Raw genomic sequence first — 22,454 nt, 5'->3', positions numbered from 1 at the left:
GAACTATAAGTTACAAAAAAAGTGACACATATTTTAATAAGATAAGGATTACGAAAACGTTAAAGTTATTATAAACATAATATTTTTTGTTTAATGTTTTCATACATTTATTGAACAATAAAGTAAAATTATCGCTAGATAATATTTTGATTGATTTAGTTAGGTTGTTAAAAAGCCACGTTTGATTGACGTGGCTTTTTTCATTTTTAAAGGCATTGTCGCTCAATCTTGTGATTTCCTTTTTTAGAATTCTGCAATAATTTAACACATTTAGCATATAAGTATCTTGTCGGGTTAAGTATATTATATAAGTTTTGTCAATTTTGATATAATTTATTAAAATGTATTAAAACTATTTTATAGTATCTAAATTTTCTAAATTTGAGAGAATAAAAAATAAAAACAGATTTATATGGATAATAAAGGGAATTATAACATTAATAATGATGCAAGTCAATGTCCATTTTTAAGTGGGACACAAAAAAAGACTGCTGGAGGAGGCACAAGCAATCGCGATTGGTGGCCAAATGAATTAAAATTAAATATTTTGCGCCAAAATGCATCTAAATCTAACCCTTTGGGAGAAGATTTTGATTATGCAGAAGCATTTAAAAGTGTTAATTATAAGGATTTAAAGCAAGATGTCATTGATTTAATGACAGATTCTCAAGTTTGGTGGCCAGCAGACTATGGGCATTACGGTCCGTTTATGATTCGAATGGCTTGGCATAGTGCAGGGACATATCGAGTAGGTGATGGCCGGGGAGGAGCTGGTACAGGAACGCATCGTTTTGCACCATTGAATAGTTGGCCTGATAACGGGAATTTAGATAAAGCTAGGTTGTTATTGTGGCCCGTTAAAAAGAAATATGGGAATAAAATTTCTTGGGCAGATTTGATGATATTGGCTGGGAATTGCGCTTTAGAATCAATGGGTTTTAAAACCTTTGGTTTTGCAGGCGGTCGAGAAGATGTTTGGGAGCCCGAACAAGATATATATTGGGGTTCAGAAACAGGATGGTTGAATAATGATGAGCGCTATGATACGAGTGATGGAGATCTTGAAGGTCATTTAGGTGCGGTTCATATGGGGTTAATTTATGTAAATCCAGAAGGACCAAATGGAGAGCCTGATCCGTTGAAATCTGCACATGACATTAAAATAACATTTGGTCGTATGGCTATGAATGATGAAGAAACGGTAGCCTTAGTTGCCGGAGGTCACACCTTTGGAAAGGCACACGGTGCGGCTGATCCTGAAAAATATGTAGGTAAAGAACCTCATGGAGCTTCTATAGAAGAAATGAGTACAGGTTGGAAAAATACATTTGGCACTGGAGTTCTGGACGACACGATTACTAGTGGTTTAGAAGGTCCTTGGACACCTAATCCGATTCAATGGGATCACGATTATTTTGATGTCTTATTAAATTACGATTGGGAATTAACAAAAAGTCCTGCTGGTGCCCACCAATGGAAGCCAACAGCAGCATCACACGCAAGAATGGCACCAAAGGCTGGAGACCCCAACGGTAAACAAGACTTGATGATGTCAACGGCCGATATGGCCTTAAAAATGGATCCTACTTATTTAGAGATTTCTAAGCGTTTCCATAAAGACCATAAGGCTTTTGAGGATGCTTTCGCTAGAGCGTGGTATAAATTAACACATCGCGATATGGGACCAAGAGATCGTTATTTAGGTCCTGACGTGCCAAAAGAAGAATTATTGTGGCAAGATCCAATTCCGAAGGTAGAGTATACTTTAAGTGATACAGACATTTCAGCTTTAAAAAAGATGATTCTCGCTTCTGGCCTTACGGTTTCCCAATTGGTAACTACAGCGTGGGCTTCTGCATCTACTTTTAGAGGGTCAGATAAACGTGGAGGTGCTAATGGTGCACGAATTCGTTTAGAGCCTCAGAGAAGTTGGGAAGTTAATAATCCGAAAGAATTAGATAAAGTATTAAAGGTGTATGAAGGTATTCAAAATGAATTCTCAGGACAGATCTCTATGGCAGATTTGATTGTTTTAGGAGGAGTTACTGGAGTAGAAGAATCTGCCAAAAATGGCGGACATAATGTTTCTATACCATTTACAGCTGGTAGAGGAGATGCGACTCAAGATCAAACCGATTTAGAGTCTTTTGGTTATTTAGAACCATTGGCTGACGGATTTCGAAATTATATGAACTCAGATTTAGAAGTCGCCGCAGAAGATTTATTAGTAGATCGTGCAAATTTATTGACACTTTCTATTCCTGAAATGACAGTGCTACTTGGTGGTTTGAGAGTATTAGGAGCAAACTATGATGGTTCTGATTATGGTGTGTTTACCAATAATGTAGGACGCCTTTCAAATGATTTCTTTACAAATATTCTTGATTTCACAAACACTTGGAGTGCTACTGCAGATGATGACCGATTTTTTGAAGGTCGTGATCGCAGAACTGGAGAGGTGAAATTTAAAGGAACGCGTGCCGACCTTATTTTTGGCTCTAATACCGAATTAAGAGCAGTTTGTGAAGTCTATGGTGCTAATGATGGAGAAAAACGATTTGTTAACGACTTCATTGCCGCTTGGAACAAAGTCATGAATTTAGATCGATTTGATTTAGTATAATGCAGTTGCATGTCTAGAATGATTTAAGATAAAAGAGGAGCAGGTCCTATAAAAACTTGCTCCTTTTTCTATTAAAAAAAATGGGATGTATGAATGAGCAAGAATTATTTTTTAGAACACTACAGTCTGGAAAAATGGATCATCTTAAAGCACAGTTGAATAGGAATCCAGATCTGGTGAATTCAAAAGATTCACGCGGTTTTACACCATTAATCTTCGCAACATATTTTGATAATGAAACTGTGACACAGCTTTTGCTAGAGTATAATGCTGAGGTTGATGCTACTGACGCCTCAGGCAACACAGCCTTAATAGGTGTTAGTTTTAAAGGAAATGACAGAATCGCTAAGTTATTGATCAAACATGGCGCAAATGTTAACGCTCAAAACAGTTTAGGAACTACGCCTTTAATCTATTCAACCATGTATAATAAGGAAAATATGGTGAAGTTATTAACTAAGAATCAGGCGAGTAAAGTTTTAAGGGATAATCAAGGAAAAACAGCTTATGATTACGCCGTAGAAAAAGGGTTGAGTCACCTCATAGAATGGCTCAAGGTGTAAGTTATAAATTAAAAAACCACTTCAATATCTGAAGTGGTTTTTTGTTTGACTTATGTTATCTTAATTAGTTATCGATAGAACCCATAACACGTTGCATAAACGAATTAAGGGCTTCCTTTTTAGGGGTACCATTTTTTACCATGTTGTGTACTTCAATAGCACCATACATATTTGAGATGAGCTCACCTATGACATCGAGTTCTTCATCTTTTAATGATGGTACTTCTGTAAGGTTTTCTAGGGTCTCAATGGTTTCAACTAAATAGTCTTCATCATTATCTTCGATAAACTGAGATAAATGTTTAATTACTGGTAACTTCATTGACTAAATCTTTTAAAACATCAAACTTATTGGTTTGGGTTTGATTTACAAAATCACCATTTTTAAACGTAGCAAAGGTGGGTAAATTATCAACAGTTGCTAGTTGTCTAGACTCCGGGAATTTTTCAGCATCAGCCATTATAAAGGTGATCGTTTCATTTTCCGTAGCTAACTTTTTAAACTTGGGTTTCATAATTCGACAGTTTCCACACCAACCGGCAGAGTATTGAACAATCACTGTGTCATTTTGAGAAATAACTTCTGATAAGTTATCTTGTTCTAGTTCTTTTATCATAATCGTCTTAGTTTAAGTGTGCTGCAAGATACTCAGCCGTGCCTTTAGCATTTGGCTTCATGGCTTCTTTTCCTTCTTCCCAATTCGCAGGACAAACTTCTCCTTTTTCTTGAACGTGAGTATAAGCATCAATTAGACGTAAAAATTCGTTTACATTTCTTCCTAATGGCATATGATTAATACCTTCATGTACTACAGTTCCGTCTTCATCAATAATGTAAGTGGCTCTGTAAGTGACATTATCACCTTCAACCATTACAACACCAGTTTCTTCGTTGTATGTTTCATTTGTAATATCTAAGATACCTAGTGTAGATGCTAGATTTCTGTTCGAATCAGCAAGAATTGGATAAGTCACACCTTCAATGCCTCCATTATCTTTTGCAGTATTTAACCAAGCAAAGTGTACTTCAGGAGTGTCACATGATGCACCTATTACCAAAGTGTTTCTTTTTTCAAATTCACCTATAGCTTCCTGAAATGCGTGTAATTCTGTTGGGCACACAAAGGTGAAATCCTTTGGATACCAGAATAGTAATACTTTTTTCTTATTATTTATAGCTTCTTCAAGAATGTTAAGCTTGAACGTGTCACCCATATCGTTCATGGCGTCTACATTTAAATTTGGAAACTTTTTACCTACTAATGTCATAATTATAATTTAAGTTGTTCATATATGTTTACCGCAAAATTACTTCTAAAGTTAGGGTGTTATGAATAGGAACTAATTATATTAAATTATAAAATGATAGTATTATAAAATGGTGTCAAATAAGCGTGCGAATTTTTGACAATGTTTTAATAAAAGTTACTCTAAAGTAACAATCTGTTAAGTATTATATTCAAAAATTATGAACCTCGTTATTTAGCTTTTAGTTGTTTTATTTTAATTGAGAACGCAGCAAAGAGCAATGTTGTAAAAGGACTAAGCCAATTGAAAATAGCGTAGAAAAAATAATCGGCTACTGGGACGCCTAAGACACCAGATTGATATGCTCCACAAGTATTCCAAGGGATAAGCACGGAAGTTACCGTTCCTGAATCTTCAAGTGTTCTACTTAAATTCTCTGGAGCGAGTCCTTTGTCTTCATAAGCTTTTTTAAACATTTTTCCAGGAACTACTAAAGCCAAATATTGATCAGAAGCAGTAACATTTAAAGCCAGACAGCTCGCCACAGTACTCGCGAATAGTCCAAATGTACTTGTAGCTAAGCTGAGTAATGCTTTGCTTATTCTGGATAATGCGCCAATTGCATCCATCACACCTCCAAAAACCATAGCGCAAATGATTAACCAAATGGTTCCTAACATACCGCTCATCCCGCCAGAGGAAAATAAATCATTTAATTCAACACTAGTTGTGTCTACTGAGACATTCACAGTCATGGCATTCATAACACCTTTGTAAGCTGATTCGAAGGTTAACCTATCACTACCTGCAATTGTCATAACAATATCCGGTTGCGCAATAATAGCTGCAAAGCCACCTAAAAGTGTTCCCACCAATAATGCAATTAATGGTGGTGTTTTTTTAATAATTAATAAAATGACCGCTATTGGTACTAAAAATAACCAAGGACTGATATTAAAAGCACTATCAATGGCTGCCAATTTATCTGAGATATCAGGAGTTCCCGTAGTGTCAATATTCAATCCTATAATAATAAACACCAATAAGGTAACGACTATAGTTGGGACCGTAGTTAAGGCCATATACTTTATATGTGCAAATAATTCGGCTCCAGCCATTGCGGGTGCTAAATTTGTTGTATCACTTAGTGGAGACATTTTATCCCCAAAATAAGCGCCAGAAAGCACTGCTCCAGCAGTCATTCCTAAAGAAATGCCTAAGGTGTCGCCTATGCCAATTAAAGCAATTCCCACTGTTGCCGATGTTGTCCAAGAACTCCCAGTGGCAATCGAAATGATTGCACAAATGACAACAGATGCTGCAAGAAAAATTGTAGGATTTAATATTTGTAGCCCATAATAAATCATTGTGGGTATAATTCCGCTTATTAGCCAAGTACCGGCCAGAGCACCTACCATAAGTAATATGAGGAGTGCGCCACTTGTGGATTTTATGTTTTCAGCAACCTCGTCCATCATTTGTTGATAAGTCACCTTATTATAGAATCCTACAATCGCTGCTACCGCAGCGCCTAATAAAAGAATAAACTGATTACTTCCACTTAAGGCATCATCACCAAATACAAAAAAGACATTGTAAAATAACATGGCAACAAGAGCAAATACAGGTATAAGAGCTTCCCAGATGTTTAATTCCTTGTTTTCAATAATATTTTCATCCTGTGGTTGTCTTGGTTTGATGTTTTGGCTTTCCATATGTGTTTTGGTTAAATTTGATTTGTAATGTTACGATATTGTTAGTGATTCTGCAAATCAGTAGAGTTGCGTATTTTTGCAATTTAATAGTCAATCATAATATGGATTCATTAACTCAAATTGTTTTAGGTGCCGCTTGTGGAGAAGCTGTATTAGGGAAGAAGATTGGCAATAAAGCATTGCTCTATGGAGCTATTGGTGGAACCATTCCAGATTTAGATGTACTTGTTGGTAATTTGATGTACGGTAATGAAATTGATGCCATGCTCTTTCATAGAGGGTTTATGCATTCTATTTTATTCGCAGCACTTGCGTCATTATTATTAGGATGGTTAGTTCATAAGCTATACAATACCAAAAAACGATTGGATACCACAACTCAAAAGGACTGGATGCTTTTATTTTTTTTGGCACTGTTTACGCATCCTATTTTAGATTGTTTTACGCCATACGGGACGCAACTTTTTGCCCCTTTTAGTAATTATCGAGTAGCTCTTAATAATATTGCTGTCGCAGATCCCTTGTATACGATACCATTTTTAGTAAGTATAATTATGGTCATGTTTTTTAATAGACAAAATTACAAACGTAAGCTATGGCTGAAGTTAGGGTTTGGCTTGAGTTCGGTGTACCTGATAATAACGGTGATTAATAAAATATATATCGATTCTGTTTTTGAATCATCTTTATCAGAAAACGGTATTACCTATGAACGTTTTAGCACACAACCCTCTATTCTGAATAATGTATTATGGTTTGGTATTGCTGAAACTGATAGGTCTTATCATGTTGCCTATTATTCGCTATTTGACACTTCCGATTTCTTCACAGAATGGCAAGTGATTCCTAAGATCCGGGATTTAAAAACAGAAGAATTCCCTGATTTGAAACAACTAACATGGTTTAGCAATAATTATTTTAACGTAGAACGACTTGACGATGGCGATTTCTTGTATAAAGATTTGAGATATCCATTAGTAGAGACGCGAGATGGTTACAAAGCTATTTTTAATCTGAAATTATATCAAGAGGAAGACCGCCTAAATATGACACCTTTTGCGCCTGAAATGGATGATTTTAAATTTACGATATCAGCACTTTGGAAACGCCTAAAAGGCATGTAAAAAGCCTTTTAAAGATGTTTTAAAAGGCTTCAGAATTATCATATAAATGTTTAAGCTCCGACAGTTTCTGTATGACTGTCAAGTATATTTAAGTTTTCCATGCACTCGCGCATCATTTGATACGTGCGTTCAATATCAGCGTCTAAACCTATTGAAAAACGAATCAAGCCATCACTTAATCCCATAGCTTCTTGCTCGTCTTCAGGAATTTCCGAAGAGGTAGAACTGCCAGGTGCAGAAAATAAGGTTTTGTAGAATCCTAAACTTACAGCAAGATAGCCTAAGTTTTTTTCTTGCATCATTTCCATAAGCTGGTTTGCTTTTTCAATTGAACCAACATCAATGGTAAGCATACCTCCGAACCCGTATTTTTCATTCATCATGGTTTTAAATAACTCATGAGAAGGATGAGATACTAAGCCTGGATACACTGTTGTTAATCCGTCTTGTTCAAATTTTTCAGCTAAATATGAGGCATTTAAACTATGCTGTTGCATACGAATATGCAGTGTTCTTAAGTTTTTAAGTACCGAAGCAGCTCGTAAACTATCCATTGTAGATCCTAATAGCATAGAAGCACCATCATTCACATTTCTGAGAGCATCAATAAATTCTTGTGTACCACAAACAACACCTCCAACAGTATCACTAGAACCATTAATAAACTTTGTAAGACTATGAATCACCACATCAGCTCCTAATTTTGCAGGCGAAATAGATAAAGGCGAAAAGGTATTATCAACAATTAATTTAAGGTTATGACGTTTAGCGATTTCTGCCAATCCTTCAATGTCGGCAACTTCTAGTAAAGGATTACTAACAGATTCACAGTATAGTACTTTGGTGTTTTCTGTTATCGCTGCTTCAACGACCTCAAGTTTTGTAATGTCTACAAAAGAGGTTTCAATATTAAATCGAGGTGTAAAGTTTTTTAAGAATGCATAAGTTCCACCGTAAATTGTGCGACTTGAAACAATATGATCTCCTGCACCACAAAGTTGCATTAATACTGGCGTAATAGCGCCCATACCTGAAGCCGATACATTGGCGGTTTCGGTGCCTTCCATTGCGGCTAGAGCTTCCCCTAAATAAAGGTTTGATGGTGATGAATGACGTGAGTATAAATAGCAGCCATCTGCATTACCTTCGAAGGTGTCAAACATTGTTTTTGCCGAAATAAACGTATAGGTAGATGAATCTGAAATTGAAGGGTTTACACCTCCAAATTCTCCAAAATATTGTAAGTCTTGTATGCTATTAGCGGGTTTAAAAGCCATTTTAATATTGGTAATTAGTTAATGTCACATCAAATATCGGTCTTATTAGATAATATAACAATGAGTAAGATGAAAATTAGATAATAAATCTATATATTGTGGTAATAGTAGTTATATTTATTTTGAAGTGTTCGTTTCAAATCATTAAACTGAAAATTTTTCCAATGCCACAACTTGATGCTATAGACAAAAAATTAATCTGTTTTCTACAAGAGGACAGTAAACAAACCAATAAAGAATTATCAAATAAATTAAACCTTTCGGTCACTGCGGTGTATGAACGTATAAAAAAGCTTGAGCGGGAAGGTATTATATCGAAATACGTCGCCTTAATTAATAAGAAAGTTATAGATAAGGCCTTCGTAACCTTTTGCAGTATTAAACTGGTTCAGCACAGTAAAGATTATGTTGTAAAGTTTGAGATGGAAGTCGCTAAATTGGATGAAGTCTTAGAATGCTATCACATTAGTGGTGATTATGATTACCTACTTAAAGTCATTGTTGCAGATATGGACGAATTTAGAGAATTCATGGTAAAAAAACTAACGACAATTAGTCACATTGGAAGCACCCAAAGTGCTTTTGTGATCAACGAAGTAAAGCATACGACAGCGATAATGTTATAATTAGAATTGACGATATTTAATGATGCAATCAACCCTTTATAAACTAACAGAGCTTTTTATAGCTTTTATCCTAATCCCAATAAGTTTTTTACTCAAATTTCCTTTATGGATTAAAATGTTGATGGGTACACTTGGCTTTGTGTATGTTGTATTTGTGCTTTTGCGTATTGAACGAAAAAAATTTAAAGTAGCTTCACATCTTAATTGGACCCATTTTATGAAACGTATGAGTATCCAACTGATAGGAATCATTGTTTTAACAACAATGTATACCTGGTTTGTGGATCCATCCAATCTATTCAATGTCATTATAAATAAACCATTGCTATGGATTATCATTCTATTTGTTTACAGCTTATTTTCAGTATATCCACAAGAATTGATTTATAGAACTTTCTTTTTTGAACGTTATCAATCGTTGTTTAAAAATAAATACCTCTTTATAGTATTCAATGCCACACTGTTTTCATTAGCGCATATTTTCTTCGGAAATGGGTTAGTGATGATCTTAACTTTTGTTGGTGGACTGCTTTTTGCATACACCTATAAACGCACGCAATCAACACTATTAGTCACTATCGAACATGCCATTTATGGCTCATGGTTATTTACTGTTGGGATGGGTAATATGTTAGGGTTTCCTAGTTAAAAAAAACTTGTATTTTTAAAGCGCTCTAAAACATTTTTATTTTGCTATGAAATACCATCGAATTAAAGACTTCTACAAATCTATTTTTGCATCCTACGACAAACCTTTACTGAAAGAACATATTCAAAAAATTATAGAACTGGATAAAGTATTGCCATATAGTTCTACCTTTTTTTGTGTCACCAATACTCAGGATTTAACTTTTGAGTATATCAGTAAAAATTTTAAGGCTTGTTTGGGATTAGAACCAGCCGAATTAAAGACTAATGGTATGCGCTATTTTTGGAGTAGAATTCATCCAGATGATATTGAAGGGTGGCTCTCAGCGTTAAATCAACTCATGGAATTTACGCTAAGTGAGATTTCACTTGATAAAAGAGAACGTACAAATTACACCTGGAATTTTAGATTTAAAAATGCTGATGGTATTTATGTGAATATCGTTCAAAATACAACACCATTAGCATTTGATACAGAAGGGAAACCCATCATCGGACTGGCGCATTACACGGTTTTGCACCCTAGTCTTAAAATGGAAATCACTGCATCTGCAAAAATACTAAATAGTCAAAATGAATACGAAACTGTTTATTTTAATAATTACTCACAAAAATTAATAAGTAAGGGTGTGAGCAATAGAGAAAGAGATGTCATTAGACTTTTAGTTTTAGATTTTAGTAGTAAAGAGATTTCTGAAAAACTTAATATAAGTTCACATACCGTAGATACACATCGCAGAAATATCTTGAAAAAGCTCAATATCTCCTCTACAGGAGAACTTGTAGGTATGTTAAAAATGAATACAAACTTGCTTTAAGCAACTATTAAAATTACTCAAATTGAGTATTGCATTTTAATTTGTTAAAATAGATATTTACATGTTATTAATTAATTCTTAGGGGATTTACAAAAAAGTGTTTGCAGTAGGATTGTCATTGATTCATGCGGGCACTTTTTTTCGTAATTATATAGACATCAATATTGATTTGAGAATTTCTGTTTTAGGACTAAAAAACGTTATTTTTCATGAGGTGTTAGTCAATCAAAATTGTATTTTTGTATCTGTTAATCTGATAACTTTTTTCTTATGAAATCATACGATGTAGCAATAATAGGTTCTGGTCCTGGTGGATACGTAGCAGCGATTCGTTGTGCGCAATTAGGCATGAAAACTGCAATAATTGAAAAATATTCGACACTTGGAGGGACATGTCTAAACGTGGGATGTATCCCAAGTAAAGCTCTTTTAGCATCTTCTCATCATTATGAAGAAGCAACCAAACATTTCGAAGAGCATGGTATTGAGATTCCTGGCGATATCAAAGTCAATCTTGAAAAAATGATTGGACGCAAACAGGCGGTTGTTGATCAAACTACAGGTGGTATTGATTTCCTAATGAAGAAAAATAATATCGATGTCTACGAAGGTTTAGGAAGTTTCAAAGACGCAACCCATATTAAGATTGACGGCAAAGATGCAGGAGAGATTGAAGCGAAAAATATCATTATCGCTACAGGTTCAAAACCATCAAACTTACCGTTTATCACTTTAGATAAAGAACGTGTTATCACATCTACTGAGGCTTTAAAACTTAAAGAAATCCCTAAGCACATGATCATTATTGGTGGTGGTGTGATTGGCCTGGAGCTCGGTCAAGTATATAGAAGATTAGGAGCAGAGGTGACGGTTATCGAGTACATGGACAGAATTTTACCTACAATGGATGCAGGGCTATCGAAAGAATTAAATAAAGTCTTTAAAAAGGCGAAGTTTAAAATGATGATGTCTCACAAAGTTCAGTCCGTTGAGCGCAAAGGTGATGAAGTCATCGTAAAAGCTGAAAACAAAAAAGGCGAAGTGGTAGAATTTAAAGGTGACTACTGTTTAGTGTCTGTTGGACGCCGACCTCATACAGAGGGTTTAAATGCGGAAGCAGCAGGTGTAAAATTAAATGAGAGAGGACAAATAGACGTTAATGAGCACTTACAAACTAACGTAAGTAATATTTATGCGATTGGAGATGTAATTAAAGGTGCCATGTTAGCCCATAAAGCTGAAGAGGAAGGTGTTTTTGTTGCTGAAACTTTAGCTGGACAAAAACCGCATATTGATTACAACTTAATTCCTGGTGTGGTTTATACATGGCCAGAAGTTGCAGCTGTAGGCAAAACCGAAGAAGAATTAAAAGAAGCTGGTATAGAATATAAAGCTGGGCAGTTTCCATTTAGAGCCTTAGGTCGCGCTAGAGCAGGAGGTGATTTGGATGGGTTTGTGAAAATATTAGCTGATAAAACAACCGATGAGGTTTTAGGCGTTCACATGATTGGTGCACGTTGTGCCGATTTGATTGCTGAAGCTGTTGTCGCAATGGAATATAGAGCATCTGCCGAAGATATTTCACGCATGTCACACGCGCATCCAACATTTGCAGAAGCTGTAAAAGAAGCGGCTCTTGCGGCTACTGATGATAGAGCATTACACGTGTAAAAGACGATAACACTAACAAAAAGCGAACTCTCGAGTTCGCTTTTTTTGTAACTTTAGTTCTTATTAATAGTAAGGCTCATGTGGGAAGCACAATTACAACTTTATGATAGCATCGTAGCAAAATGCCCAAATTTTGACCGAAAAGGTAAGAATATGATTTATACTTCTGCTAATGGATATATGTTTACCTTACTTAATAAAGATGCTGAAATTGGAATTCGGTTATCAAAAGAATCACAAAGAGAATTTAAGGAAAAGTATAATGCCACCGAATACAAATCGTATGGTGCAGTAATGCGCGATTATGTAAAAGTGCCTGAACATTTACTCTGCGATACTCAGCTATTGGTAGATTATTTCAATGAGAGTTACAATTTTGTAATGACTCTAAAACCTAAATAAACACATTAGACCTTCTATGGAAGAACTCACACTCACAACACCTGCTTTATTATTTTCTGCGATATCATTAATTATGCTGGCCTATACCAATAGGTTTTTAGCGTATGCAGCTGTGATTAGAAATTTACATGATAAGTACCTGGAAAAGATGGATGAGTCTTTGATTCAGCAAATTAAAAATCTAAAACTAAGACTGAATCTCACAAGATGGATGCAAATTTTAGGAATTTCCAGTTTATTGTTATGTGTGTTGACAATGTTTTTAATTTACATTGATTATCATGTGCTAGCAGTTTGGATATTTGGTGTGGCCTTAGTATTGTTAATTCTGTCTTTAGCACTTTTAGTTAAAGAAATACAAATTTCAATACATGCCTTAAGTCTCCATTTAAAAGATATTGAAAGCCATTTGAAGAAAAAATAAATTTAATGTGAATGATTCAATTCGTAACCTATTGAAATTGTAATGAAGAAATTATTAGTAAGCGCTTTTATTTTTATGTTATTATCCTGCGCACCAAAACTCAAAAGCAATATCACAACTACATTGCCGCTATTATCTGGGAAAGAGGTAATTGTGGTTTTAGATATTATTGATGACCAATCTATACCGGTTTCCAAAGTAGGGGAACTCCAAGCAACAGATTCTGGCCTTTCTGAAAATTGCTCCTATTATCAAAATATACAAAGTCTAAAAAAAATGGCACGAGCTTCAGGTGCCAATCTCATTAAAATCACAAAGCACAAAAGACCAGACAATTGGAGTACTTGTCACCGCTTATGGGCAACCATCTATAAAGTAGAAAATCCCCAAGCCTATGAATCGCAGATTGAATGGACTCAAGATAGAAAATTAACTTGGGACGACTTTAAAGGGGAGCCAGATATACTAAATTTTCCAAATGCGTTGGCGGTTACGAATTCTGGATTTAGTTATGAGTCGGCTAGAAATCTCTTCAAAGATGGAAAGTTGTATGTTCAAAGTGTTTTTAGTACCTATCAAAGTTGGGTGCTTGCAAAAGGAAGAAACGATTATGTCTTGCGTCATGAGCAAATTCATTTTGACTTAACTGAAATTTATACTAGAAAGTTGAGAAAGGCATTTTCAGATGCCAAAATAAACAGTAATAAATTGCGTGAGGCCAAACTTATATTTGATAAAATTTCAAGTGAGTTAGAGTTTAAGCAGGACCAATATGATGCCGAAACACAGAGCGGGTCAAAACAAGATATTCAAGAAAAATGGGAGGCTATTGTTGTTATTGAACTGGCGAAGTATGATTTGTACAAATCAAATTAAAGTCTATAATTCCTGAATTAAATCTCTTATCCTCAAGCGTTTTCTATAATCACTTTCGTTGATATCCCTAACAAAGCAATACATGCTTATCTTCTTAGAGTTGACCTTCTCTGAAAGTTCTTCAACCGTAAATGGTCCGAATTCTTTAGACTTCTCGATATAGTAGAATTCATGTCCGTAAATCAATTTGGTCACTTTCTGTTTGTACTTAATTTTTAGAAAGTTTTGCACATCAGCTACAGAATTGACCTCCTCCGAATATTGTGTTGTATTAATGAAAAGGGCAAATTCTTCCTTGTTTTGGTGATGGAGTACAAGCACATCATCATCTTTAAAATAGGCTTTTACTGTGATGAGTCCATCTTCAGTTTCAATAGAGAATACATTATCTACATCGCGAGTCCAAGTAGTTTCAATAAGAGATTCTTTCCTATAGATCTCTAAAATATTATTATTTCTAAATGTGTAAATTGATTTTTTTTCTGCAATACCATTCACTAAAATCCATTTATGATTAATAAACAGAGAGTCGTAATGTTGACTATAGTCAAAGGGCTCGAGATTCGGTATGGAGTCACGTAGGTTAGCTTTCATTAAGTAGGTATTTAAACAAAAATAATAATTATTTGTTTAACGTTTAGTTTAATAGATTATTGAGCATCATTTAAAATTTCTCTAAATGTGCCAGTACTTCTTTTTTATAACTTCTGCTCATAGGTAATGCAATATCATTAATCGTGATATGTTCATGTGTGAAGGATTGAATATGTGCTAGGGCAATAATAAATGATCTGTGTATCCTTAAAAATTGCTGTTTCGGTAATTTGGCTTCGGTAGCACTAATAGTCTCTCTAGTGATTATTATAGAATCTTGCAAATGAATTTTAAGATAGTCACTATAACTCTCTATATATATAATGGTGTTATAATCAATCTTGATCATCTTGCGTTCTGAACGTACAAACATAAAGTCAGAATTGTTGGTGTTTGCAGTTTGGGGTTGAACACGATTACTTTGCAGACTGTAATACGAATTGAGCGCTTTTTCAAAACGGTCAAAAGAAATAGGCTTTAATAAATAGTCAACAGCTCTCAGTTCAAAGCCCTCTACAGCATAATCTCTATAAGCTGTTGTAAAGATGACTTTTATCTGTGGATTTATAGATTTGGCAAAAGAAATTCCTGAGATTTCAGGCATATTGATGTCTAAAAACACCAAATCAATATCATGTTTATTTATGAAGTCAAAAGCTTCCAAAGCATTGGCGCAACGACCAATAATTTTAATAGTATCAAAATGAGATAGATGAGCAGAAATGATATCTCTTGCAATGGCTTCATCATCTACAATTAAGCAGGAAATGGTCTGATTTTTAGTCATGATTAACTATTTTTAAATGAAGTTGAATGGAAAAAATAGCGTTTTCGTATGTGATTTCAAGATTATACTGATCTGCATATAACAAGCTCAAGCGCTTTTTTATATTGTCTAATCCAATACCATGTTTTAAATCATTGTTCCCAGAATATGAATTTTGAATACTAAAATCAATAGAATTTGAATTGGCAGTTAGTTGAATATCAATCTTAAGTTTACCATCAATAATACTTCCATGTTTAAAGCTATTTTCAATAAATGGAAGTAATAGCATCGGAGCAATGGTAATAGTTTCCGTAGAGGTATTAATATCAAAATCAACTTGTAATGTATCGTTAAATCGCATTTTCTCTAAAGCGATATAATCCTTAATATGCTCAATTTCTTCATAAAGTAAAACGAAAGGTTTTTCAGATTGGTACAAGAGATAATCTAACAAATTAGACAATTTAAGAATCATATCAGGTGTTTGATCGGCTTTTTTTAAAGCAAAACCATACATTGTGTTTAGCGTATTAAATAAGAAATGCGGATGAATTTGCATCTTCAAATAATTGAGCTCTTGCTCTTTTAGCTTGAGCTGCGTGTCTAATATTTTAGTTTCTAATAATTTTGTTTTTGAAGCTTGCTCAAGATTTAGTTTAAGCAATTTAAATGCACTTACCACAACGACGACTAAATAAACTGCAGTGCAAATAAAAATGATGTTTTTTGTGGCAGGATTCATATCAGCATACTCGAAATTTGAGATGTAAATGAGACTAAAAAAGATAGAAACCATCAATAGATACACTGAAATAATAAACGTATATGCGCTATAAATAGCAAAGAGCCAATATTGTTTGGTAATTAAATAATCTGGAATTAATTTATAGGTCGATACATAAGTTGTAGCAATGGTTGTAGGCATTAAACACAAAGAAAAGAGTAAAGTATCATCATATCTTACGCTATTTACTCCAAAGAAATACGTATAAAAAAACAATACACCAACCCAAAAGACTATTTGCAAAAGTGCGTGTCCTATTTTCTTTAATATAAATTGCTTCGTAAACATATGTGATATCCTAATTACAATAATACTATATTTTTTTAGGGACCAGCGTGAATTAGAGACGAACAACCAATTTAGTAAGCTTTTTGACATCCATGCTAAATCCAGATGAAAAATGGTCGCTGGTCGCATAATTCAAAAAAAAGAGAATTTTGGTGTTATGTTTGACTATGTTTAACTAAAATAAAATATATGAACACATTATCGCTGACGGTTACGGGGCTTATTAGCCAATCAATTACATTGAATATTTTTATGGATGGAGGTCCTTTGTTTATGACACTGATATTAATATGCTTGTTAGCGTCGCTGTTTTTTCTTGCGAAAGGTTTTAGTAGTGTTAAAAAAAATAATTCAGCTGCTCAAAAAATGCTGAGCTTAACTGTAGATTCTAGCTTATTAGGATTGGTTATGGGTTTTTTGGGATCTGTATTAGGCTTAATATCAGCCTTTGATTCTATTGAGGCTTTAGGCAATCCGGATCCTTCTATATTCGCTGGTGGATTAAAAACATCTCTACTAACTGCCACTTTCGGCCTTTTTAGTTTTGTTGTGGCTCGAATTGGAATTCTTGTTTTAAGATCGATACTAAAGACAAATGAAGCGTAATTTTTAAACTGAAACACATCATGAAACAAGCCTTATACCTTACAATAGTCTTATCAATAATGCTTTCGAATGAATCCATTTACGCTCAAACTCATCCAAATGAGTTTCAGCAAGTAGAAAGTGAAGTGGTAGACAGTATATATTCAAAAACTTTAGATAGCTATCGTCATTTTTGGGTGAAATTGCCCGAAAGTTATAATCCGAAAAGTGATAGAAAATATCCAGTTATCTATGTGTTAGATGGTTTTTCTTTACAATCAAATTTAGAAGTGGTTTATAATAATTATTGGGGACATTACTTGCCACAAATGATTTTAGTTGGAATATCAAACAGGATTCATAGAACCCGTGATTTAACAATTTCAAAAATAGAAACACGTCGTGGCAGTGAAATGCAAACAGAAAGTGGAGGAGCTGAAAAGTTCACCGCATTTATTGAAAGCGATTTAATGCCTTACATTGATAAAACATTTCAAACGTCTAGCTACCGCACATTAATTGGACACTCTTATGCTGGTTTGTTTACAATTAATACCTTATTGCATCATTCACATCTTTTTACTAATTATATCGCCATCGATCCAAGTATAGAGTGGGATAATCAAAAACTATTAATTCAAGCAAAAGAGATATTAAAGGCCAAAAACTTCGATGGCAAAGGTTTGTTTGTTGCTTTGGCGGCAGAACAACTGAACATGCAAGATGCTTCAGTAACCATAGATAACCTCATGGAAGATACTTCTGAGTTTAGCTTATTTGCACGTTCAATTCTTGAATTTTCTCAGTACGCGTCTGCTCAACAGCAAAATAAATTGAATGTTGTATACAAAGTGTATCCTGAAGATTTACACGGTACTGTGCCATTACCTGCTATGCGTGATGGACTTGTATCTCTATTTCAATGGTTTCAATTTAAATATCCGCAGAAATATAATAATCCAGATACTTCTGTTCAGGATTTACGTGCATTGTTGAATGCGCAAGAAGTTATTTACACTAAAAATTTTGGCTACAAATCACCACCAATGATCGAAGAGCTGTTTAATGGATATGGTTATATGAATTTACAGATGGGACAACCTGAAAAAGCATTGTTATTTTTTAGCATGGCGCTTAAGTATTATCCGCAAAGTGCCAATGCTTATGATGCAATGGCAGACTATTATCTGTCTCAAGATGATAATTTAAAAGCAATAGAATATCTTACAAAAGCCCTTGAAATAAGTGGAAACTTATATCATAAAGAAAAGCTAGACGCTTTAAAAAAGTAGTTCAGTATCAAAATCTTTATCTAAAGCGAACAGATATGTTCGCTTTTTTTATCTGATTTTCAGATCTATAGATCATATTAGTCTTAAATTTTAACATTTCTTGCAAAAAAATAGTGACCTTTGTCACTGTCCTGTGTCTTAAATAGTAACCTTTTAATTCAAACCAACATTTTTGCAACCCTCTAATGATATTTTAAAGTTATCAGACGAAGCCCTTGTAAGTGCTATTGTGAAAAACAATGATACCATGCTTTTTGAAGTATTGTATGATCGTTTTGCAACTCTCGTATACAATAAATGTTATGGTTTTGCCAAAGACGAAGACGAAGCTAAAGACCTTACTCAAGATGTCTTTTTAAAACTCTTTGTGAAGTTGGCTAGTTTTAAAGGGAAATCTAAATTTTCAACATGGTTATATGCATTTACCTATAATCATTGTGTAAATTATGTGACACGAAATACCGCTAAAAAATTCGAAAAGCAATCAGTAGACTACGCAGATATAGAAAATATTTCCGAAGATGAAGACGAGACGAATTTTAGCGATATGAGAGTGGATAAGCTGAAAAAAGCATTAGAACTTGTATCACCAGATGAGAAGATGATACTTTTACTAAAATATCTAGATAACCTTTCTATAAAGGAGATTGAGATGGTTTTAGGTATAGGGGAAAGCGCTGTAAAAATGAGAATTAAACGCGCTAAAGATAAATTATTAACTGTTTATACTAATAACCTTAAATAATGGAAAATCCTTTTAGAGATATAGATAAGCCATTGAAATCAGTTCCAGCGGAATTGAAAGCTAAGGTCATGAATGATATCGCCATTGCAAAACTGATTATGGAATTGGCTGAATTGTTTTCGTACAATTTGGGAGATGTGATAGAAACAGTAATGAGCAAAAGAGAGAAAAATTAGAAGCTATTAATATTAAAATATAAATCATGGATAAAATAACAGCATATAAAGATATAGCTATGGAATCATTGACGGCTATGTGGTTAGAAATCACCAAAATATTCCCAAGTATTGTAGGTGCTATTGTCGTTCTAATTATCGGTTGGATAATTACAAAAATCGTAGTTAAATTAATCAAAAAGGCGCTTAAATTGGCCAAAGCCAATAAGCTAGATGATAAACTAAATGAAATTGAAATAATAGAAGGCAAGCAACTCAATTTTGATACCATAAAGGTGGTGTCAACTTTTGTGAAATGGGTCATTTATATTATGCTGCTCATTATTGTTTCAGATATATTAAATCTTAAAATAATATCAGAACAAATTAGTAACTTCTTAGGGTATATTCCTAAGTTATTTGTAGCCTTGATTATATTTACGCTAGGTCTTCTGTTTGCAAACTTTGTAAAGAACGGACTGAAATCATTCTTTGAATCTATGGATTTATCGGGTGGTAAAATGATCAGTCAAGTCGTATTTTTTCTGCTACTTATTTTTATTTCAATAACGGCTTTAAACCAAGCTGGTGTAAATACTGAAATTATCACGAGTAACCTCACGATGATTCTTGCAGCTTTCTTATTAGCTTTCGCTTTGGCTTTCGGTTTAGGAGCACGAGAAGTTGTTGGAGATTTATTAAGAACATTCTATACCAGAAAAACGTTTGAAGTTGTTAAACAAATTCAGTTTCAAAATAACAATTATGAGATTGAGGCAATAGATAATATTTCGGTGGTTCTAAAAAACCAAGACGGGAAGCTTATCGTGCCAATCAAAGATATTGTTGAGAGTCATATAAGGATCATGGACTAGGTATTAGGGTTATGGGTAATCGTATGGATTACGTTATCCAGCGCTGACAGGTTCTCAAGCTGGCCCTTTTCATGTATTTGAAAAGGGTTTTTTATAAGATGTCATTTAATAGTGTAGCTAATCGTATGCCTGCTTTTTGCAGTTGTTTTCTCGCAATACCTAAATATTTATAAGAATAAGAGTTCCGAAGATTTTCTGCTTTTTCGGCAGAGGCATAAACCGTTTTAGTTAATAGATGAGTTTCGGCAATCCAATCTAATTCAGAACCCATTTTTATCGCTTTGATTTCCTCTTTTGAAAGATGATCAACATTGTTTGCAAATTCTGAAAAACTCATGCCATAGGAGTCAATCATTTGAGAGTCCCAAACCCTATGCATATTAGAATCTCTTGATTGCCATTGCACATAAAAATCATTCCCACCACGATCTTCTTTTAATCCAATATGGAATGGTTGATGTAAATCTCCTATAAGATGAATTAATAGTTTTAAATAAAAAGCTTTGTCATCATCAGATACTTGATCATTTAAAATTTTAGATTTACAAAAGGCAATACCAGTAACAAGATCGCCACTAGGATTTTTTTCAGAGGTCTCATAGCTGCCGTCTAAAGGCATATTTATGTAATGCCAAGTTTTATATTGATCGTAACGTTTATCCGATTTTATTTCGTCGGCAAAGGTTGAAACCAATGCTAACGATTCGTTATGAAGTAATTTTTTAAGCTTTCGTTTTGTGCTTGCTTTTAGATAGTCGTCCGCTATTACGCCAACAACACGATGTCCTGTTTTACCCCAAATAGGAGTATTACTTGCGGTTACTTTAAAGCACATGAAAAGAAGTAGGATAATAAGATATTTGAATTTCATGAATTTTGGATTGGCTAAATTAATTATTTGCGCTTATTTCTTTTATTGTAATTTTTGTCTCCTTTAGTTTTAGGTTTTTTGTATTTAGCCGCAATTTTAAATTTGTATGAACCACCTAAGTTTTCTTTTTTGTTTTTATCCTTTTTTTCATGAAATGCTGGTCCCGGAGCATCTTCATCTTTACGTTTTGTAGGATTATACCGCTCTCTAATTTGCGGACGTTCTTCTTCTATTAATTCTTTAGAAATTTCAACACCCTCAGGAAGCTCTAAAATGTCTATTGATTTATCCATATACGATTCAATGGTTTCAATAGCCTCTAGTTCTTTTTCAGATGAAAACGTTAAGGCATGCCCTTGTTGTTCTGCACGGCCAGTCCTACCTATACGATGCATATAGTTTTCTGGATACTTGGGTGTGTCAAAATTGATGACATGACTAATATTCTCGATGTCTAATCCGCGGGCCATGACATCTGTAGCGATTAAAACGCGATTCTCGCCTGACCTAAATTGTTCAATGCTTCGTAAACGGTAATTTTGTGTTTTGTTAGAGTGAATGACACAGGTTTCATTTGGAAAACGCTCTTCAAGTTGATCAAACAATAAATCGGCTAATTTCTTATACCCTACGAAAATCAAAACTTTGTTATATGTATCAATATCATGTAATAAATGCTCCAATAAATTCACCTTGGTATAAAAGTTGGCAACATTATAACGCTGTTGTTCAATATTATGCAGAGGCGTTCCCGAAACAGCAATAGTGACCCGTTGAGGTTTGACAAAAAAGTCAGAGATCAACTCATCTACATCATCAGTCATGGTTGCTGAAAACATGATGTTTTGACGACGCTCAGGTAAAATATCAAAAATATTAAGTAACTGATGTCTAAATCCGAGATCTAACATAACATCTACTTCGTCAATCACTAATTTTTGTATGGACTTCAATTGCAATACATGACTTAAGGCTAAATCAAATAGACGACCAGGTGTTGCTACAATAATATCTTGACCCTCTGAAATAGCTCGTTTTTGAGTGTTGATATTGGTGCCGCCATAAACACCCAAGGTGCGCACATTGATATATTCTGTTAATTTCTTAATTTCATCAACCACCTGAACGACCAATTCACGAGTTGGTACAAGAATTAGTACTCTCGGATTGTCTTGGGTTGAATATTTCAAGTGACGCAATATGGGCAACATGTAAGCATAGGTCTTTCCAGTACCAGTTTGAGCAATACCAACCACATCTTTTCCAGAAGCAACTACATTAAAAGCCTCTGCTTGGATAGGAGTAGGGTATTCGAACCCTAGGTCATCTAAAGCATTATAGAGAGGTGTGTTTAGGTTTAAATCCTGAAAAGTGATCTGTTGTTCCATACTGCAAAGGTAATTTTTTTAGTGCAGAAAATCATACTTGTTAATCACAGGTTTAATTCGGTTCTTTGTCATTCATTAGTTGACGTATTGAGA

The 22,454-nt window shown here is 34.3% G+C and carries 25 protein-coding genes; 15 read left to right on the top strand and 10 right to left on the bottom strand.

Annotation, left to right across the window (positions count from 1 at the left end; genetic code table 11):
* Positions 1–412: 412 nt before the first annotated feature.
* Both katG and BLT57_RS11500 read left to right on the top strand, forming a co-directional pair.
* Positions 413–2,623 carry a catalase/peroxidase HPI gene (katG, locus tag BLT57_RS11505; protein WP_091425828.1) on the top strand — a complete coding sequence of 737 codons (2,211 nt, stop codon included), beginning with the start codon at positions 413–415 and terminating at the stop codon, positions 2,621–2,623.
* 89 nt (positions 2,624–2,712) lie between these two features.
* The gene (locus tag BLT57_RS11500) at positions 2,713–3,186 is read left to right on the top strand and encodes an ankyrin repeat domain-containing protein (protein ID WP_091425827.1); all 474 of its coding nucleotides are present in this window, start codon (positions 2,713–2,715) and stop codon (positions 3,184–3,186) included.
* Between the two features lie 64 nt (positions 3,187–3,250).
* Here BLT57_RS11500 and BLT57_RS11495 read toward each other — a convergent pair whose 3' ends face one another.
* The 4 genes from BLT57_RS11495 to nhaC all read right to left on the bottom strand — a co-directional run bounded on the left by BLT57_RS11495 (position 3,251) and on the right by nhaC (position 6,149).
* On the bottom strand, positions 3,251–3,508 hold the full coding sequence (locus BLT57_RS11495) for a hypothetical protein (RefSeq protein WP_091425826.1): 258 nt from the start codon (positions 3,506–3,508) through the stop codon (positions 3,251–3,253).
* The gene (locus BLT57_RS11490; RefSeq protein ID WP_091425824.1) at positions 3,489–3,803 is read right to left on the bottom strand and encodes a co-chaperone YbbN; all 315 of its coding nucleotides are present in this window, start codon (positions 3,801–3,803) and stop codon (positions 3,489–3,491) included. The genes BLT57_RS11495 and BLT57_RS11490 overlap by 20 nt, the downstream gene beginning before the upstream one ends.
* A 7-nt stretch (positions 3,804–3,810) precedes the next feature.
* Positions 3,811–4,455 carry a peroxiredoxin gene (locus tag BLT57_RS11485; RefSeq protein WP_091425822.1) on the bottom strand — a complete coding sequence of 215 codons (645 nt, stop codon included), beginning with the start codon at positions 4,453–4,455 and terminating at the stop codon, positions 3,811–3,813.
* A gap of 209 nt (positions 4,456–4,664) precedes the next feature.
* Positions 4,665–6,149 carry a Na+/H+ antiporter NhaC gene (nhaC, locus tag BLT57_RS11480; protein ID WP_091425821.1) on the bottom strand — a complete coding sequence of 495 codons (1,485 nt, stop codon included), beginning with the start codon at positions 6,147–6,149 and terminating at the stop codon, positions 4,665–4,667.
* A gap of 101 nt (positions 6,150–6,250) precedes the next feature.
* Here nhaC and BLT57_RS11475 point away from each other — a divergent pair, with 101 nt between their 5' ends.
* Entirely contained in the window at positions 6,251–7,273 is a 1,023-nt protein-coding gene (locus BLT57_RS11475) for a metal-dependent hydrolase (RefSeq protein WP_091425820.1), read from the top strand.
* Positions 7,274–7,323: 50 nt separating this feature from the next.
* Here the strand turns inward: BLT57_RS11475 and BLT57_RS11470 are convergent, their stop codons facing one another.
* Entirely contained in the window at positions 7,324–8,550 is a 1,227-nt protein-coding gene (locus BLT57_RS11470; protein WP_091425818.1) for an aminotransferase class I/II-fold pyridoxal phosphate-dependent enzyme, read from the bottom strand.
* A 164-nt stretch (positions 8,551–8,714) separates the two neighbouring features.
* Between BLT57_RS11470 and BLT57_RS11465 the strand changes: the two genes are divergently transcribed.
* From BLT57_RS11465 to BLT57_RS11435, 7 genes are all read left to right on the top strand, one after another.
* A complete protein-coding gene (locus BLT57_RS11465) occupies positions 8,715–9,176 on the top strand; it encodes an Lrp/AsnC family transcriptional regulator (protein WP_091425817.1) in 462 nt (153 codons plus the stop codon).
* Between the two features lie 121 nt (positions 9,177–9,297).
* The gene (locus BLT57_RS11460; protein WP_231928690.1) at positions 9,298–9,825 is read left to right on the top strand and encodes a CPBP family intramembrane glutamic endopeptidase; all 528 of its coding nucleotides are present in this window, start codon (positions 9,298–9,300) and stop codon (positions 9,823–9,825) included.
* 46 nt (positions 9,826–9,871) lie between these two features.
* A complete protein-coding gene (locus BLT57_RS11455) occupies positions 9,872–10,642 on the top strand; it encodes a LuxR C-terminal-related transcriptional regulator (RefSeq protein WP_091425813.1) in 771 nt (256 codons plus the stop codon).
* A gap of 270 nt (positions 10,643–10,912) precedes the next feature.
* Positions 10,913–12,313 (top strand): dihydrolipoyl dehydrogenase, encoded by a 1,401-nt coding sequence (gene lpdA, locus BLT57_RS11450; protein WP_091425812.1) that lies wholly within the window; start codon positions 10,913–10,915, stop codon positions 12,311–12,313.
* 78 nt (positions 12,314–12,391) lie between these two features.
* On the top strand, positions 12,392–12,715 hold the full coding sequence (locus BLT57_RS11445; protein ID WP_091425810.1) for a hypothetical protein: 324 nt from the start codon (positions 12,392–12,394) through the stop codon (positions 12,713–12,715).
* Between the two features lie 16 nt (positions 12,716–12,731).
* Positions 12,732–13,139, top strand: coding sequence for a DUF2721 domain-containing protein (locus BLT57_RS11440; RefSeq protein WP_091425808.1), 408 nt, complete (start codon positions 12,732–12,734; stop codon positions 13,137–13,139).
* A gap of 42 nt (positions 13,140–13,181) precedes the next feature.
* Positions 13,182–14,015, top strand: coding sequence for a hypothetical protein (locus BLT57_RS11435; protein WP_091425807.1), 834 nt, complete (start codon positions 13,182–13,184; stop codon positions 14,013–14,015).
* A gap of 3 nt (positions 14,016–14,018) precedes the next feature.
* On the opposite strand, the gene BLT57_RS11430 is transcribed toward BLT57_RS11435, so the two are convergent.
* The 3 genes from BLT57_RS11430 to BLT57_RS11420 form a co-directional block, all read right to left on the bottom strand.
* Positions 14,019–14,609: a hypothetical protein gene (locus BLT57_RS11430; RefSeq protein ID WP_091425805.1), complete on the bottom strand. Its 591-nt coding sequence runs from the start codon at positions 14,607–14,609 to the stop codon at positions 14,019–14,021.
* A 70-nt stretch (positions 14,610–14,679) separates the two neighbouring features.
* Positions 14,680–15,396: a LytTR family DNA-binding domain-containing protein gene (locus tag BLT57_RS11425; RefSeq protein ID WP_091425803.1), complete on the bottom strand. Its 717-nt coding sequence runs from the start codon at positions 15,394–15,396 to the stop codon at positions 14,680–14,682.
* Complete coding sequence (locus BLT57_RS11420; protein WP_091426780.1) at positions 15,389–16,450, bottom strand: sensor histidine kinase; 1,062 nt, start codon at positions 16,448–16,450, stop codon at positions 15,389–15,391. The genes BLT57_RS11425 and BLT57_RS11420 overlap by 8 nt, the downstream gene beginning before the upstream one ends.
* A gap of 189 nt (positions 16,451–16,639) precedes the next feature.
* Between BLT57_RS11420 and BLT57_RS11415 the strand changes: the two genes are divergently transcribed.
* The 5 genes from BLT57_RS11415 to BLT57_RS11400 all read left to right on the top strand — a co-directional run bounded on the left by BLT57_RS11415 (position 16,640) and on the right by BLT57_RS11400 (position 20,102).
* Positions 16,640–17,056, top strand: a complete 417-nt coding sequence (locus BLT57_RS11415) for a MotA/TolQ/ExbB proton channel family protein (protein ID WP_091425802.1) — start codon at positions 16,640–16,642, stop codon at positions 17,054–17,056.
* A 20-nt stretch (positions 17,057–17,076) separates the two neighbouring features.
* Positions 17,077–18,327, top strand: coding sequence for an alpha/beta hydrolase-fold protein (locus tag BLT57_RS11410; protein WP_091425800.1), 1,251 nt, complete (start codon positions 17,077–17,079; stop codon positions 18,325–18,327).
* A gap of 172 nt (positions 18,328–18,499) precedes the next feature.
* Positions 18,500–19,072, top strand: coding sequence for an RNA polymerase sigma factor (locus tag BLT57_RS11405; protein ID WP_091425798.1), 573 nt, complete (start codon positions 18,500–18,502; stop codon positions 19,070–19,072).
* Positions 19,072–19,248 carry a hypothetical protein gene (locus BLT57_RS14145; protein WP_172827451.1) on the top strand — a complete coding sequence of 59 codons (177 nt, stop codon included), beginning with the start codon at positions 19,072–19,074 and terminating at the stop codon, positions 19,246–19,248. The genes BLT57_RS11405 and BLT57_RS14145 overlap by 1 nt, the downstream gene beginning before the upstream one ends.
* A 26-nt stretch (positions 19,249–19,274) precedes the next feature.
* Positions 19,275–20,102 carry a hypothetical protein gene (locus BLT57_RS11400; protein WP_091425796.1) on the top strand — a complete coding sequence of 276 codons (828 nt, stop codon included), beginning with the start codon at positions 19,275–19,277 and terminating at the stop codon, positions 20,100–20,102.
* Positions 20,103–20,193: 91 nt separating this feature from the next.
* On the opposite strand, the gene BLT57_RS11395 is transcribed toward BLT57_RS11400, so the two are convergent.
* Both BLT57_RS11395 and BLT57_RS11390 read right to left on the bottom strand, forming a co-directional pair.
* Complete coding sequence (locus tag BLT57_RS11395) at positions 20,194–20,973, bottom strand: S1/P1 nuclease (RefSeq protein WP_091425794.1); 780 nt, start codon at positions 20,971–20,973, stop codon at positions 20,194–20,196.
* Positions 20,974–20,996: 23 nt separating this feature from the next.
* Entirely contained in the window at positions 20,997–22,349 is a 1,353-nt protein-coding gene (locus BLT57_RS11390; RefSeq protein ID WP_091426778.1) for a DEAD/DEAH box helicase, read from the bottom strand.
* Positions 22,350–22,454 lie beyond the last annotated feature (105 nt).

Origin of the sequence: Formosa sp. Hel1_31_208 (genome assembly GCF_900104785.1) — a bacterium.
In the GTDB taxonomy this organism is placed as follows: domain Bacteria; phylum Bacteroidota; class Bacteroidia; order Flavobacteriales; family Flavobacteriaceae; genus Psychroserpens.
Note: the sequence above shows the minus strand (reverse complement) of the source record. Positions and strands in the feature narration are given on the sequence as shown.

Coding starts and splice junctions, on each gene's coding strand:
- BLT57_RS11415 (WP_091425802.1), top strand. CDS start 16,640: ATGAACACATTATCGCTGACGGTTACGGGGCTTATTAGCCAATCAATT.
- BLT57_RS11420 (WP_091426780.1), bottom strand. CDS start 16,450: ATGTTTACGAAGCAATTTATATTAAAGAAAATAGGACACGCACTTTTG.
- BLT57_RS11475 (WP_091425820.1), top strand. CDS start 6,251: ATGGATTCATTAACTCAAATTGTTTTAGGTGCCGCTTGTGGAGAAGCT.
- BLT57_RS11500 (WP_091425827.1), top strand. CDS start 2,713: ATGAATGAGCAAGAATTATTTTTTAGAACACTACAGTCTGGAAAAATG.
- BLT57_RS11410 (WP_091425800.1), top strand. CDS start 17,077: ATGAAACAAGCCTTATACCTTACAATAGTCTTATCAATAATGCTTTCG.
- lpdA (WP_091425812.1), top strand. CDS start 10,913: ATGAAATCATACGATGTAGCAATAATAGGTTCTGGTCCTGGTGGATAC.
- BLT57_RS11460 (WP_231928690.1), top strand. CDS start 9,298: ATGGGTACACTTGGCTTTGTGTATGTTGTATTTGTGCTTTTGCGTATT.
- BLT57_RS11455 (WP_091425813.1), top strand. CDS start 9,872: ATGAAATACCATCGAATTAAAGACTTCTACAAATCTATTTTTGCATCC.
- BLT57_RS14145 (WP_172827451.1), top strand. CDS start 19,072: ATGGAAAATCCTTTTAGAGATATAGATAAGCCATTGAAATCAGTTCCA.
- BLT57_RS11465 (WP_091425817.1), top strand. CDS start 8,715: ATGCCACAACTTGATGCTATAGACAAAAAATTAATCTGTTTTCTACAA.
- BLT57_RS11395 (WP_091425794.1), bottom strand. CDS start 20,973: ATGAAATTCAAATATCTTATTATCCTACTTCTTTTCATGTGCTTTAAA.
- BLT57_RS11495 (WP_091425826.1), bottom strand. CDS start 3,508: ATGAAGTTACCAGTAATTAAACATTTATCTCAGTTTATCGAAGATAAT.
- BLT57_RS11485 (WP_091425822.1), bottom strand. CDS start 4,455: ATGACATTAGTAGGTAAAAAGTTTCCAAATTTAAATGTAGACGCCATG.
- BLT57_RS11425 (WP_091425803.1), bottom strand. CDS start 15,396: ATGACTAAAAATCAGACCATTTCCTGCTTAATTGTAGATGATGAAGCC.
- katG (WP_091425828.1), top strand. CDS start 413: ATGGATAATAAAGGGAATTATAACATTAATAATGATGCAAGTCAATGT.
- BLT57_RS11400 (WP_091425796.1), top strand. CDS start 19,275: ATGGATAAAATAACAGCATATAAAGATATAGCTATGGAATCATTGACG.
- BLT57_RS11430 (WP_091425805.1), bottom strand. CDS start 14,609: ATGAAAGCTAACCTACGTGACTCCATACCGAATCTCGAGCCCTTTGAC.
- BLT57_RS11440 (WP_091425808.1), top strand. CDS start 12,732: ATGGAAGAACTCACACTCACAACACCTGCTTTATTATTTTCTGCGATA.
- BLT57_RS11490 (WP_091425824.1), bottom strand. CDS start 3,803: ATGATAAAAGAACTAGAACAAGATAACTTATCAGAAGTTATTTCTCAA.
- BLT57_RS11470 (WP_091425818.1), bottom strand. CDS start 8,550: ATGGCTTTTAAACCCGCTAATAGCATACAAGACTTACAATATTTTGGA.
- BLT57_RS11445 (WP_091425810.1), top strand. CDS start 12,392: ATGTGGGAAGCACAATTACAACTTTATGATAGCATCGTAGCAAAATGC.
- BLT57_RS11435 (WP_091425807.1), top strand. CDS start 13,182: ATGAAGAAATTATTAGTAAGCGCTTTTATTTTTATGTTATTATCCTGC.
- nhaC (WP_091425821.1), bottom strand. CDS start 6,149: ATGGAAAGCCAAAACATCAAACCAAGACAACCACAGGATGAAAATATT.